The sequence below is a fragment of the Collinsella stercoris DSM 13279 genome, assembly GCF_020735465.1.
GTDB lineage: Bacteria > Actinomycetota > Coriobacteriia > Coriobacteriales > Coriobacteriaceae > Collinsella > Collinsella stercoris.
Map to the genome: position 1 here is coordinate 1,222,985 of NZ_CP085935.1, position 14,109 is coordinate 1,237,093.

Annotated in this window: 11 protein-coding genes; 2 read left to right on the top strand and 9 right to left on the bottom strand. The window is 61.4% G+C overall.

Annotated elements, in window-relative coordinates:
• Positions 1–152: 152 nt before the first annotated feature.
• Positions 153–437 carry a HigA family addiction module antitoxin gene (locus LK434_RS05270; RefSeq protein ID WP_040360534.1) on the bottom strand — a complete coding sequence of 95 codons (285 nt, stop codon included), beginning with the start codon at positions 435–437 and terminating at the stop codon, positions 153–155.
• Positions 421–714 carry a type II toxin-antitoxin system RelE/ParE family toxin gene (locus LK434_RS05275; RefSeq protein WP_006720273.1) on the bottom strand — a complete coding sequence of 98 codons (294 nt, stop codon included), beginning with the start codon at positions 712–714 and terminating at the stop codon, positions 421–423. The genes LK434_RS05270 and LK434_RS05275 overlap by 17 nt, the downstream gene beginning before the upstream one ends.
• A 434-nt stretch (positions 715–1,148) precedes the next feature.
• Here LK434_RS05275 and LK434_RS05280 point away from each other — a divergent pair, with 434 nt between their 5' ends.
• A complete protein-coding gene (locus LK434_RS05280; protein WP_006720271.1) occupies positions 1,149–1,670 on the top strand; it encodes a GNAT family N-acetyltransferase in 522 nt (173 codons plus the stop codon).
• Between the two features lie 250 nt (positions 1,671–1,920).
• Positions 1,921–2,178 (top strand): glutaredoxin family protein, encoded by a 258-nt coding sequence (locus LK434_RS05285; RefSeq protein WP_040360533.1) that lies wholly within the window; start codon positions 1,921–1,923, stop codon positions 2,176–2,178.
• 235 nt (positions 2,179–2,413) lie between these two features.
• Here the strand turns inward: LK434_RS05285 and LK434_RS05290 are convergent, their stop codons facing one another.
• The 7 genes from LK434_RS05290 to LK434_RS05320 all read right to left on the bottom strand — a co-directional run bounded on the left by LK434_RS05290 (position 2,414) and on the right by LK434_RS05320 (position 14,104).
• On the bottom strand, positions 2,414–3,565 hold the full coding sequence (locus LK434_RS05290) for a cation diffusion facilitator family transporter (protein WP_040360532.1): 1,152 nt from the start codon (positions 3,563–3,565) through the stop codon (positions 2,414–2,416).
• Positions 3,566–3,699: 134 nt separating this feature from the next.
• On the bottom strand, positions 3,700–4,008 hold the full coding sequence (rpsJ, locus tag LK434_RS05295) for a 30S ribosomal protein S10 (protein ID WP_040360531.1): 309 nt from the start codon (positions 4,006–4,008) through the stop codon (positions 3,700–3,702).
• A gap of 66 nt (positions 4,009–4,074) precedes the next feature.
• Entirely contained in the window at positions 4,075–6,180 is a 2,106-nt protein-coding gene (gene fusA, locus LK434_RS05300; RefSeq protein ID WP_006720267.1) for an elongation factor G, read from the bottom strand.
• Positions 6,181–6,201: 21 nt separating this feature from the next.
• The gene (gene rpsG / locus LK434_RS05305; protein WP_006720266.1) at positions 6,202–6,675 is read right to left on the bottom strand and encodes a 30S ribosomal protein S7; all 474 of its coding nucleotides are present in this window, start codon (positions 6,673–6,675) and stop codon (positions 6,202–6,204) included.
• Positions 6,676–6,719: 44 nt separating this feature from the next.
• Positions 6,720–7,091, bottom strand: coding sequence for a 30S ribosomal protein S12 (gene rpsL / locus LK434_RS05310; RefSeq protein WP_039910333.1), 372 nt, complete (start codon positions 7,089–7,091; stop codon positions 6,720–6,722).
• 340 nt (positions 7,092–7,431) lie between these two features.
• On the bottom strand, positions 7,432–9,150 hold the full coding sequence (locus LK434_RS05315) for a family 20 glycosylhydrolase (protein WP_006720264.1): 1,719 nt from the start codon (positions 9,148–9,150) through the stop codon (positions 7,432–7,434).
• A 487-nt stretch (positions 9,151–9,637) separates the two neighbouring features.
• The gene (locus tag LK434_RS05320; RefSeq protein WP_187371197.1) at positions 9,638–14,104 is read right to left on the bottom strand and encodes a DNA-directed RNA polymerase subunit beta'; all 4,467 of its coding nucleotides are present in this window, start codon (positions 14,102–14,104) and stop codon (positions 9,638–9,640) included.
• Positions 14,105–14,109: the final 5 nt, after the last annotated feature.

The window sequence follows — 14,109 nt, forward strand, 5'->3', positions numbered from 1 at the left end:
CCAACCTCAATTTGGGGGTGAGCGCTCAAATGAAGTACTCCGTCTCAATTGAGCGCCCATCCTCAGCCAGAAGTATGTCTCACATCTCTCGTAGACCACACTTGGCACCGGCAAGCGCCGTCGCTCACATTGGTCGACAACGCTTCTTAGAATTACGCCAATGCGACCACTTCCGGCATTCCCTTATACTCAAGCATCTTGAGCTGATAGGACGCCTCCAAGTTAAGCCAAAACTGCGGGGTCGTACCCAATGCGGCGCCAAACAGCCACGCCATCTCAGGGGTAATCGAGCGCCTCCCGTTCACGATGTCGGAAATGGCGGACTGCGACTTGCCTATCGCTTTCGCCAGGCGATACTGGCTAATCCCCATTGGCTCAAGAAATTCCTCGCGAAGTATCTCGCCAGGGGTTGAAATAACCTCATCGATGGTAGTCACAAAGCTCAACCTCCTTCGCCTCGCCTGCCGCCCATCTAAAACAAAGACGCCATTGCTGGTTGACGCGGATGCTGTACTGACCCTCCCGATCGCCTCGGAGTTTTTCCAGCCGATTACCGGGCGGAACACGCAAATCGCACGCTGCGCATGCAGCGTCGAGCATTTGCAACTTGCGGTACAGCGTCTTCCGAAGCTCAGAGGGGATCGTCGACGATGTTTTCGAAACAGGGTCTTCCCAAAAGGCCTCAAGCCACTCGTCTCGAAACGTCATCTTCATCACCAGTACTTCTGCATTACAGATATACTACCGCTTCCCGAAAGTATTACAACCATGCCCTCCCCTTTCTTTTTCTTCTTTATAGTATAGTACATGTGTTCGTAGAACGTACGTTCTCTTATAATTATCAAGTCGACGCTACGCATACGCAAACACAGCACCGACTACAAAAAGCCAAACATGTCCGCACGCCAACCCATGGAAAGCCCCCTCCGCAGCCCCTTCTGCAACCTTCCCGTCAATTGAAGTCCCAATCAGCTATTCTTAGCGCCAAGAACGAAAAATGCAGGCTGCCTGAAGGCTTGCGGAAAGCAAGCTGCGTATGGAAAGCCGCACGTCAGAACCCATAATCGCCGAGAACCCGTCTCACAATGAGTATCCGGCCCCATTCGAGCGTCCCCATACTCACCCCATCCCATCGGAAAGGCACACCCATGGAGCTCATATCCAAGCGTCTCATCCTACGCCCCTGGCTCGACAGCGATGCGCCTGCTCTTTATAACCTGGCGCGCAACCCCAAGGTCGGGCCGGCCGCCGGATGGCCCGCGCATGAGAGTGTCGAGCAGAGCCTCGATATCCTCTGCAACATCTTGCGCGGACCGGAGCAATACGCCATAACCCTGCGTGATACGGGCGAGCTCATCGGAGCGATCGGTCTTAAAACGCGTGAAGACTGTCCGTATCTCCCGTCTGACAACGATTATTCCGTTGGATATTGGATTGGAGAGGAGCACTGGGGCCACGGCTACGCTCCCGAGGCCCTTGAGCGCCTTATCGAGCATGCCCGAGTCGATCTTAAAGCCCACACAATTTGGGCCGACCACTTCATTTGCAATGAAAAATCGCACCGCGTGATGGAAAAGTGCGGACTTCTTCCCGTGCGCACCGACATAAGCGATGCCGTGGGCCCGGACGGCTCCCGGGAAACCCTGATCATGCGCCATGATCTTCGCTAGGGCGCTGCACTCGCGGCTTTCGCGTTCGCGCAATCGCCCCTTGAGCCGTCGTGCCCAGGCCCCAAGGGCCAGTTTGAGATTTCCCCCTACCCGCGGCAACCCCCTCACCAATACGCCCCAGATTGGGGACGGGCGCCACATTGAGGCGCGCCTGCCTCAATGTGGCGCCCGTCCCCAATCTGGGGTTACCTTCGCGGCTGCGTGGGTATATCGCTAAATGTTAGTCGATAAGAGTTACTTGGAGGAGCCCATGCTCGACTCACACGACCTCGTGTTGTATTACCGCCCGACCTGCCCGTTTTGCGTAAGGGTTCTCAGGCACATGAAGGACCTTGGCATTGAGGGCGCCATCACCCTCAAGAACATCTCCGACGATGAAGAGGCGGAGGCAACGCTCATCAGCGTAGGTGGAAAGCGCCAGGTTCCCTGCCTGTTCATCGATGGCGAACCCTTGTACGAGTCTGGCGACATCGTGACCTGGCTTGAGAGGCATAGCGCACGCGCATAAGCCCCCACTCCGCCAAGTCGAGTAACAGCACGTGCAGCAATATGGGATCGCATACGAGCATGCCCGCGCCCGAGCACTCAAGCTTGATCATGGATTCCTGATTCACCGCGCCACGGAACATCTTACCCGTCAAATCGCCCGGGTCCTTTACGCTAGTTTAGGCCTGGATATACCCGTTATACAAATCGAACCATTCGATGAACGGCTCGTCGCATTCATAAACCTCTGCAGCATCTTATTGAGCAGCGCTCACGTAATCCTCGTCGATGGTGATCTTGGGCACCGCCTCGGGATACGCCTCGATAACCAGGCTCGAGAGGCGTTCCTTGATCTCTGAGGCGCCAAGCGGGCAATCCTCGGGACGCAGGCAATCGAAGATCACATTGGTGTGCGTGGGACCCGGGACCGTGCGCAGGTCGTGAATGGACAGGTGCGCGTCAAGCGTCTTGGCGGCGGCGTCGATACGATTGCGCATGTCGACCAGATGGGGATCGTGCGTCACGATGGGATCGTAATGCAGCGTGACGATGAGCCCATCCTCGTCCTTGAACGCCTGCTCGATATTGTCGAGCGTATCGTGACTGGTCATGGGGTCGGCCTCCGCGGCCATCTCAACATGCGCGCTGGCGAACTGCCTGCCGGGGCCGTAATCGTGCACCATGAGGTCATGCGTGCCCAGCACACCGGGATATCCCATGATCTTGGAGCGGATGTGGGAGACCAGCGCGGGGTCGGGGGCCTGCCCCAGCAACGGGCTCACGGTGTCGCGAATGAGCTCGAAGCCGCTCCAGCCAATGTAGGCGCCCACGGCCAAACCCACCCACGCATCGAGCGCGAGTCCCGTGAGGTGCGCCATCACCGAACACGCCAGAACCGCCGCAGTCGCGATGACGTCGTTTTTTGAATCCTGCGCCGTGGCGCGCAGCGTCTCGGAATCGATGGCATCGCCCAAGCGCTTATTGAAATGCGCCATCCACAACTTGACGGCACAGGAGAGCAGCAGCACGGCGACGAGCGCGGCCGAGAACTCGACAGGCGTGGGCGCGATGATCTTCTCAATCGAGGAGCGGATGAGCTCAATGCCGATAAGCAGCACCAGCACCGCCACGACCAACCCGGATAGATATTCATAGCGACCGTGACCGTACGGATGCTCAGGGTCGGCGGGCTTGCTCGCCAGCTTGAACCCGAGGACGCTCACGATGTTGGAGCTCGCATCGCTCAGGTTGTTGAGCGCGTCGGCCACGATGGAGACAGACCCGGAGAGCACGCCGATGGCGCCCTTAGCGCAGCATAGAACAACGTTGAGCGAGATGCAGACCATACCGGCCAGAGAACCGACCTTTGAGCGGTCCTCCCCCGCCCGTGCAAGTACCCATTCGACCATATCCAACATCCTTCCTTACCAGCGAAGCACCCATGGTAGCACCGCGCCACGACAAAACCAAAAGGCCGCCACCCCTGTGGGTAGCGGCCTTTGCGTGAATACTCGACGCGCGGTCAAGCAAAAGAGCGCAACTCTTAGAGCTTGATCTCGATGTCAACGCCCGCGGGCAGGTCGAGGCGCATGAGCGAATCGACGGTGCCGGGGGTGGGGTCGAGAATGTCGATGAGGCGCTTGTGGGTGCGCATCTCGAACTGCTCACGGGAGTCCTTGTTCACGTGGGGCGAACGGATGACCGTGTACAGGTTGCGCTCGGTCGGCAGCGGAATGGGACCAGAGACGCGGGCGCCGGTCTTCTGGGCGGTCTCGACGATGAGCTTGGCGGACTGATCCACGACCTCGTGGTCATAGCCCTTCAGGCGAATCCTGATCTTCTGGGTGGACAACGTAACCTCCAACAGGGAATAGCGAGGGCACCCTCGCGGTGTGCTTACAAGTACGAGCGAGGGACCTTAGTTGGTACCGTTCTTGGCCATGACCTCATCCACGATGGACTTGGGAGCCGGCTCATAGGAGTCGAACTGCATGGTGTAGGAAGCGCGACCCTGGGTCTGGGAGCGGAGGTCGGTGGCGTAACCGAACATCTCGCCCAGCGGCACCTTGGCGCGGATGACCTTGCTGCCAGCGCGGTCGTCCATGCCCTCGATCTTGCCACGGCGACCGGACAGGTTGCCCATGACGTCGCCCATGTACTGCTCGGGGGTCTCGACCTCGACGGCCATGCAGGGCTCGAGGAGGATCGGGTCGGACTTCTTGAGGGCGTCCTTGATAGCCATGGAACCGGCGATCTTGAACGCGGCCTCGGAAGAGTCGACCTCGTGGTAGGAGCCGTCGAACAGGGTGACCTTGACGTCGACGACCGGGTAGCCGGAGATGACGCCGGTGTTCAGCGCCTCCTGGATACCCTTGTCGATGGACGGGATGTACTCCTTGGGCACGACACCGCCGACGATGGCGTTGACGAACTCGTAGCCAAAGCCCTCTTCCATCTTCTCGAGCTTGATGACGGCGTGGCCGTACTGACCGCGACCACCGGACTGGCGGACGAACTTGCCCTCGGCCTTCTCGACGTCGTGACCCGGGGCCTCACGGTAGGCGACCTGCGGCTTACCGACGTTGGCCTCTACCTTGAACTCGCGGAGCAGACGGTCGACGATGATCTCGAGGTGCAGCTCGCCCATGCCGGCGATGATGGTCTGGCCGGTCTCGTGGTTGGTGGACACCTGGAAGGTCGGGTCCTCCTCGGCGAGCTTGGTGAGCGCGATGGACATCTTGTCCTGCTCGGCCTTGGTCTTGGGCTCGATGGCGATGTCGATAACGGGCTTGGCGAACTCGATCTGCTCGAGGACGATCTCCTTGCCCTCGGCGCACAGGGTGTCACCGGTGGTGGTGTTCTTCAGGCCAACGGCGGCGAGGATGTCGCCGGCGGAGGCGCCGTCGACGTCGACACGATCGTTGGCGTTCATCTCGAGGATGCGGCCGAAGCGCTCGCGGTTGCCGTTGGTGGCGTTGACCACGTAGGAACCGGCGTCCACGTGGCCGGAGTACACGCGGAAGAAGGAGAGCTTACCGACGAACGGGTCGGTAGCGATCTTGAAGGCCAGAGCGGCGAACGGGGCATCGGCGGAAGCCTCGCGGGTCTCGGTCTCGCCGGTCTTGGGGTTGACGCCCTCGACAGCCGGGACGTCGAGCGGGCTGGGCAGGTAGTCCACGACGGCGTCGAGGAGCTCCTGAACGCCCTTGTTCTTGTAGGCGGAGCCCACCAGGACGGGGTTCAGCTCGTTGGCGAGCGTGCCCTTGCGGATGGCGGCCTTGAGCATCTCGACGGGGATCTCCTCGCCCTCAAGAGCCATCATCATGAGGTCGTCGTCGTAATTGGCGGCGGCATCGACGAGCTCCTCGCGCTTCTCAGCGGCGATCTCGGCGAACTCGGCCGGGATCTCGTCCATGGCCTCGGGATAGGTCATGCCCTTGTCATCCGGCTTGAAGTCCCAAGCGGTCATGGTGACGAGGTCGATGACGCCCCAGAAGTTGTCCTCGGCGCCCATGGGGACCTGAATGGCAACGGCGTTGGCGTTCAGGCGCTCCTTCATGGTGTCGATGGCGTGGAAGAAGTCGGCGCCCACGCGGTCATACTTGTTGATGAACGCGATGCGGGGGACGTTGAAGTTGCGGGCCTGGCGCCACACGGTCTCGGACTGCGGCTGAACACCGGCAACGGCGTCGAACACGGCGACGGCACCGTCGAGAACGCGCAGGGAGCGCTCGACCTCGGCGGTGAAGTCCACGTGGCCGGGGGTGTCGATGATCTGGATGCGGTAGCTCTTGCCGTCCTTGGGCCAGAAGCAGGTGGTGGCGGCGGACTGAATGGTAACGCCGCGCTCCTGCTCCTGAACCATCCAGTCCATGGTGGCAGCGCCCTCATGGGTCTCACCGATCTTGTGCTTCTTACCGGTGTAGTACAGGATGCGCTCGGTCGTGGTGGTCTTACCGGCATCGATGTGGGCCATGATGCCGATGTTACGGGTCTCGGAAAGCTTGTACTTGGGCTTAGCCATGAGTCAGTTCCTTCCTAGAGATTACCAGCGGTAGTGAGAGAACGCGCGGTTGGCCTCGGCCATCTTGAAGACGTCCTCGCGCTTCTTCACGGAAGCGCCAACGCCGTTGGAGGCGTCGATGATCTCGGCGGCAAGGCGCTCGGCCATGGTCTTCTCCTTGCGGGCGCGGGAGAAGTTGACCATCCAGCGGATACCGAGCTGGGTGGAACGACGGGCGTTGACCTCCATGGGGACCTGGTAGGTAGCGCCACCGACACGCTTGGGCTTGACCTCGAGCGTGGGCTTAATGTTGTCCATGGCCTTCTTGAAGACGGCGAGGGCGTCCTCACCGGTCTTCTCGGCGACCATCTCGAACGCGCTGTAGACGATGCGCTCGGCGGTGGCCTTCTTGCCGTCCAGAAGGACCTTGTTGATGAGCTGCGTCACGAGGCGGTTGTTGTAAACAGCATCAGGCTGGACCTCGCGGCGGTGAGTTTTAGCTGCACGACGCGGCATATTGAATCTCCTCTATCTGAATGGGATCGGGTCTAGAAGCTCGATTACTTCGGGCGCTTGGCACCGTAGTGGGAACGAGCCTGCTTACGGTTGGCAACCGGGGCGCAGTCGTAGCAGCCGCGGATGATGTGGTAACGCACACCAGGCAGGTCGCGAACACGACCGCCGCGGACGAGCACGATGGAGTGCTCCTGCAGGTTGTGACCCTCGCCGGGGATGTAAGCGGTGACCTCGATGCCGTTCACGAGGCGCACACGGGCAACCTTGCGAAGAGCGGAGTTCGGCTTCTTGGGGGACGTGGTGAACACGCGGGTGCACACACCGCGCTTCTGGGAGTTGCTCTTGAGAGCGGCGTTCTTGGACTTCTTGGGGACCGAGCGGCGGCCCTGGCGAACCAGCTGGTTGATAGTAGGCAAAGCGTACTCCTTCTCGAAATATCCAGCTTCCATTCCATGTGCAACGGCATATTAAGGGGCGTCAGCATCCTCCCACAAAACACGCGACTTGCTATGGTACGCGCGTGTACGTGCCCGGTCAACAGACCACGCGTCCGGGCGTTTCCCTATTTGGGGCATATTCCGCAGAGTCTCCACAATGAGGATCGCAAGGGTCTGTGGCCCCTGCGTCGCGCGAATGCTCACGCGCACGCGTGACCTCTCGTCCAGCCGCAATGCAAAGGGGCTCCCGCAACTGCGAGAGCCCCATGACAATGAGTCGCATTGGGGAATCGTGGTTATTTGGGCCTTCTGCCCTGCATTACGCCTTGCGACGGCTCGCGAGCAGACCCATGCCGAGCACGCTCAGACCAGCGGACGCGACCGCAAGAATCTGGACGGGGTCGCCCGTCTGGGGCAACTTCTCGGACGGCTTGAGCACGGGCTTGCTACTCGGCTTTTGCTCTGGCTTGACAACAGGCTTCTTAACCAAACCGTCCACGGCAGCGTTGATTGCCGCCGCCATCGCATCGACATCAGCCTGCTTATCGACTGTATAGCCACGCTTCACGGAAGCAACCGCATTTTGAACCGTCACACGCGTCGCGTCCGTATATCCAGTAAGGTCCTTGGGGACGCGAGCGAGGGCTGCGTCCACTGCCGAGTAATCAGCAGGTCGGAACGCAAGGGCATCGATGGCAGCATTGATGTCCGCAGCCATCTTATCGACCTCGGCCTGCTTATCCGCCTTGTAGCCGCGCTTGACAGCGGCAACGGCGTCCTCAACGGCCTTGCGAGACTCCGGCGTATAAATGGAGAGATCCTCGGGCACGGTCGCGAGAGCCTCATCGACCTTGGCGTAATCCGCAGGCTTGGGCATATGCTCGGCGTGCTTTGCGCTGAACGCGTCCATGAGCTGGAAGATGCGCTCCATGTCATGCGGCTTAGAAGGCTCATCGCACCAGACGCACTGCATGCTGCCGATCGTCGGGATGGTGCCACTGGCACCCGTCACCTCGTTGAAGCCTTTCTTTTCGATGTTGCTCATCGCGTTGTTGAAGTGATAACCGCCATCCGAGATGTGGCCAAGCACCCAATACCATGCATCATTGGTGTTGAGAATTTCGAGGCCCTGCTGCTGCAGGAATTCCGGCTTGGCAACGTAGAAGCCCCACCAACCAGAAGTCCAATAGGACACGGTAAGGTCCTGGTCGAATGCGCCAAAATTAGTCTTTTGGTTGTAATAGATGCCATCATTGAAGCACAGCGGCTTCATGCCGGCGTCCTTGATGATGCCGCAAACGTGGTTAGCGTACTCGATGAAATTCTTGTACTCGCCGTTCCGCTGGATCTCACCCCAGCCGGGATCAGAAAACACATCATTGGCAAACTCATCGGCACCAAAGTTGAAGTACTCAGAGGCACCGGCATTGCCGAAGTAGGTGACGTACTTCTGCAGCATGGCATACAAGAAGTTGACGGCTTTCTGATTGGTGATATCGACGGTGCGTACCGAGACCCTATCACTATTCGAGTACGCCGCGTTCTCGATTCCGAGCTCCTTCATGGCGACCAGCAGTGCGTCCATGTGGCCCGGGCTATTGATGACCGGAACGATACCTACGCCCTTCGCCTTGGCGTAAGAGATGATGTCGTTCATCTCCGCCTCAGTGAGAGCGTTGCCGTTGGGGTCCTTGTAATAGGAGTCGTTACCGGCGGTGAGGGCGGCCTTGACAGCATCGCTCTCGTAGACCTTGCCGTCGGCCTCAATTGACATGTCGTCGAGGAAGAAACGCATGCCGTCGTTTGCGAGAATCAGCTGGACATCGGTGTAACCGTTCTTTGCAGCACGATCGATGATCTGCTTGAGCTGATCGGCGGAGAAGTACTTGCGTCCAGCATCTATTGAAAAGATGCTATGGCCCCCCGCCGCATACGCACGAGCCGGCAGGGCGACTAGACACGTCACTGCGAAAACAGCGGCGACAACGCCCGCAAGCACGCGCTTCATGCCATGCTTCATCTTATACACGTTCCTCATTCCTTTCTATAAACGAAGGGTTGCCGAACCCACCCCAATGCGACCCTACATTTTATACCTACGGGCGTCCGCCGTTCTGTTTCTCGGAAAGGCGCATTGATACTAACAGTCACGTCCGCATTCGCATATGAACCAGCGGCGTTCATCTCGCAATTGCCTATGGCCGCCGTCGATCTGCCTATGCCCGCCGCAATTTCTCCTATGCCTAGTGTCGCTTTGCCTATGGCTATCTGCCGCTTCAACGTTTCAAACGGCAAATAGCCATAGGCAATTACTCACAGTGTGATGTGGTCGACACTTCCGCGAAGCATGGGGCGCACATGCAAAAAGCCCGCCCTCCCCTTTCGGGAAAGGCGGGCTTCAAATCAAGGGAACTCGCGAGCGGACCTCAGGTGCCCCAAATCGCCCTGAAAAAGGTGGGCGCGCGCCTAGCGTGCGGCGCCCGACGATTGAAGGACGAGGTGGGGTGCCTGAGGCCCGCGCAGCGTTAGTCCTCCTGCTCCTCAGGGTAGACCTCATCGGTGTCGACGAGCTTGTTCAGCAACTCGTCGAGGGAGGCCATGTCCTCGTTGATGACGCCGTTGCCGTCCTTGGCCTGCGCGGGGGCGCCGATCATCTCCTCGTCGGAGTCGAGGTGGTGGCGTGGCGCGCTGGAGCCGAGCAGGATGTCGTCCGGGCCGTCCGGGCTAAAGACCATCTGCAGCAGCTGGGAGAGGTCCTCCTCGTCGGCCACGTCCTCGGAGTTATCGAGGATGTAGAGCAGGTTGTGCTCCTCAAGACCGTCGCGCAACTCCTCGATCGCCTTGGCGCCGATGCCGTCGATCCGGAGCAGATCCTCCTCGGACTTGCCCACCAGGTCGCCGACGGTCTCGATGCCCACCTCGCTGAACTTGTTGGTCCAGCGCTGCGACACGCCCAGGTCGTCGAACAGGTACAGGCGCGCGTCCTCGGCGGAGATGGTGCGGCCGTTGCGGGTGAACTGGCCGCCCTCGCCGCCGTACTCGCCCGCGCCGAAGTCGAGCTGCTGCGGCAGCTCCTCGTCGAGCTCCTTGAGCTCCTCGGGCGCCCACTCGGGAAGAACCTTGGCGTGGGGCGAGGAGAGGTTCTCGATGACTTGGTAACCCTCCTCGGTGCGGTAGGTCAGACCGGCCTTGGCGTACGGCTTGAGGCCGGTGCCCGCCGGGATCTTCTTGCCCACGATGACGTTGGACTTGAGGTCGAGCAGGTGGTCGACCTTGCCCTCGATGGCGGCCTCGGTGAGGACGCCCGCCGTGCGGATGAACGACGCGGAGGACAGCCAAGAGTCGATCGAGGACGCGACCTTGAGCGTACCCAGGATCGCGGGCTCGGCGGCAGGCGGGGTGAGGCCCAGACGCGCCACGCGGTCGACCTCGTCGGCGAACTCGTAGCGGTCCACGTACTGGCCGAGCAGGTAGCGGGAGTCACCGGGGTTTGTGATCTGAACGCGACGCAGCATCTGGCGAGCCATGACCTCGATGTGCTTGTCGTTGAGGTCGACGCCCTGGGAGTTGTAGACCTCCTTCACGTTCTCGACGAACGTGTGCATAGTGGACTCGATGTCCGTGAGCTGGCGCAGGTTGCGGAAGTTCACGAAGCCCTTGGTGATCTGGTCGCCGGCGCGGACCTCGCAGCCGTCCTCGATGCCGGGCATGAACTGGACGGCGGCGGGAACGCGCTTCTCGTCCAGGATGCGGCTCGGGTCGTCCGTGTCGGTGAGGGTGAGCACGTACTCGGACTTCTCGGGCTTGATGGCCAGGTGACCGGAGAACGGGGCCAGGTCGGCCTCGCGGCCGAGAATCTTCTCGTTGACGTTGCCGACGATGTCGAACATACGCGAAACGGTCGGGAGACCCTGCGTGATGTCGGCAACGCCCGCGACGCCGCCGGAGTGAATGGTGCGCATCGTAAGCTGCGTACCGGGCTCGCCGATGGACTGGGCGGCGATGATGCCGACCGCGGTGCCGATGGCGACGGGACGACGGGTGGAGAGGTCCCAGCCGTAGCACTTCTGGCACACGCCGTACTTGGAGCGGCAGGTGAGCAGGGCGCGCAGGGCGACCTTCTTCATGCCGGCGTCGATCATCTTCTTGAGGTCGTCCACGCAGGTGATGTACTCATCCTTCTTGAACAGGACGGTGCCGTCGGCAGCCACGACGTCCTCGAGGAAGCAGCGGCCGACGAGGTCGGCGTTGATGTCCTCGGTGCCGGGGATGATCAGGTTGTAGGAGCAGCCCTCGGTAGTGCCGCAGTCCTCCTCGCGCACGATGACGTCCTGGGCCACATCGACGAGACGACGGGTGAGGTAACCGGAGTCGGACGTGTGCGAAGCGGTGTCGACGAGGCCCTTACGGGCGCCGTAGGTGGAGATGAAGTACTCGAGCGGGAGCAGGCCCTCGCGGAAGTTCGCCTTAATGGGAAGGTCGATCGTCTCGCCGGACATGTCCGCCATGAGGCCGCGCATGCCGCCGAGCTGACGCAGCTGGGCCTTGGAGCCACGGGCGCCGGAGTCGGCCATCATGTAGATGGGGTTCTCCTCGTCGAACATGGCGAGCATCTTGGACGCAACCGTGTCGGTCGCGGCAGTCCACTCGTTGACGACCTCGATATGGCGCTCCATCTCGTTGAGGAAGCCCTCTTCGTAGTAGGCGTTGATCTGGTCGACGTTGCTCTGGGCGCGGTCGAGGACCTGCCACTTGTCGTCCGGGATCAGGGCGTCCCACACGGAGATGGTCAGACCCGAGGTGGTGGCGTAGTGGAAACCGGAGTACTTGATGGCGTCGAGGATCGGGGCGACCTCGGCCTCGGGGTAGCGATCGCAGCAGTCCGAGACGAGCTTGGCGATGTCGCCCTTGACCATCTTGTAGTTGATGAACTCGTAGTCGGCCGGCAGGCACTGGCGGTTGAAGATGATGCGGCCGATGGTCGTCTCGAAGCGAGCGGTCTTGGAACCGGTCACGTCGAAGTCCTGGACCTCGTTCTTGCCCATCTTGACGCGGAACAGCTTGGTGCCGTCCCCGAGCGTGACGTTGGCCTCGGACTCGGACACGCGGACCTGGACCTTGGCCTGCAGGTCGACGCCGGCCTCGGCGCGGCAATCATAGGCGCGCAGGGCGTCGTCGAAGCTCGCGAACACGTGGCCCTCGCCCGGCATGCCGTCGCGGGCCTGGGTGAGGTAGTACACGCCGATGATCATGTCCTGCGACGGGATGTTCACGGGCTTGCCGGAAGCCGGCGAGCGCAGGTTGTTGGAGCTCAGCATGAGGATGCGCGCCTCGGCCTGTGCCTGGACGGACAGCGGGACGTGGACGGACATCTGGTCGCCGTCGAAGTCCGCGTTGAACGGGGCGCAGACGAGCGGGTGCAGGTGGATGGCCTTGCCCTCGACCAGCACGGGCTCGAAGGCCTGGATGGACAGGCGGTGCAGCGTCGGGGCGCGGTTGAGCAGGACGAGGCGGCCGTCGATGACCTCCTCGAGGATGTCCCACACAAAGGAGGCGCGACGCTCGATGGCGCGCTTGGCGCCCTTGATGTTCTCCACCTTGCCGAGCTCGGTCAGGCGCTTCATGACGAACGGCTGGAAGAGCTCCAGGGCCATCGTCTTGGGCAGGCCGCACTGGTGCAGCTTGAGCTTGGGGTCGGTGACGATAACGGAACGACCGGAGTAGTCGACGCGCTTGCCCAGCAGGTTCTGGCGGAAGCGGCCCTGCTTGCCCTTGAGGGCCTCGGCGAGCGACTTGAGCGGGCGACCGCCACGGCCGGAGACCGGGCGACCACGACGGCCGTTGTCGAACAGGGCGTCGACGGCCTCCTGGAGCATGCGCTTCTCGTTGTTCACGATGATCGCGGGGGCGTCCAGGTCGAGCAGGCGCTTCAAGCGGTTGTTGCGGTTAATCACGCGACGGTACAGGTCGTTCAGGTCGGACGCGGCAAAGCGGCCGCCGTCGAGCTGGACCATCGGGCGCAGATCCGGCGGAATGACCGGGATGACGTCCAGGATCATGTTCGCGGGGTCGTTGCCGCCCTTGAGGAAGGCGTCGACGACCTCGAGGCGCTTGACGGCCTTCTCGCGCTTCTGCTTCTGGGAATCCTCGTCGGCGATGATGGCCTTGAGGGTCGCGGCCTCCTGCTCGAGGTCGATGGAGGCGAGGAGGTCGCGAATGGCCTCGGCGCCCATGTCGCCCTTGAAGTACATGGAGTAGTAGCGCTTCATCTCGCGGAACAGCGGCTCGTCGGAGACGAGGTCGCGCTCGTTGAGCTGCATGAAGGCCTGGAACGCCTCGGAGCGCAGGTCCTTCTCGTCGCGGCACTCCTCCTGGATGTCCACGATGCCCGCGGCGATCTCCTCGGGGGTGAGGGGCTCCTCGTCGGAGAACTCGTCGAAGTTCTCGGGGTTGCCCTGCTCCTTCAGCGACTCGATCTGGCGGGCGCACTCGGCGTCGATCTCCTCCAGGTCGGCCGCCAGCTCCTCGCGCAGGTCGTCGGCATCGGCCTCGCGGGCCTCATAGTCGACGTGCGTGATGATGTAGCTCGCGAAGTACAGGACCTTCTCCAGGTCCTTGGACTTGATGTCGAGCATGCGGCTCATCGGGAACGAGGTCGGGCTCTTGAAGTACCAGATGTGGCTGACGGGGGCCGCCAGCTCGATGTGGCCCATGCGCTCGCGGCGCACCTTGGCCGTGGTCACCTCGACGCCGCAGCGCTCGCAGACGATGCCCTTGAAGCGGATGCCCTTGTACTTGCCGCAGGAGCACTCCCAGTCCTTGGCGGGACCGAAGATCTTCTCGCAGAACAGGCCGTCCTTCTCGGGCTTGAGGGTACGGTAATTGATGGTCTCGGGCTTCTTGACCTCGCCGCGCGACCACGAGCGGATCTTGTCGGCGGAAGCAAGCGAGATCTTTACCGCATCAAAATCAGTAGCTTCGAAATCTGCCACAGTCA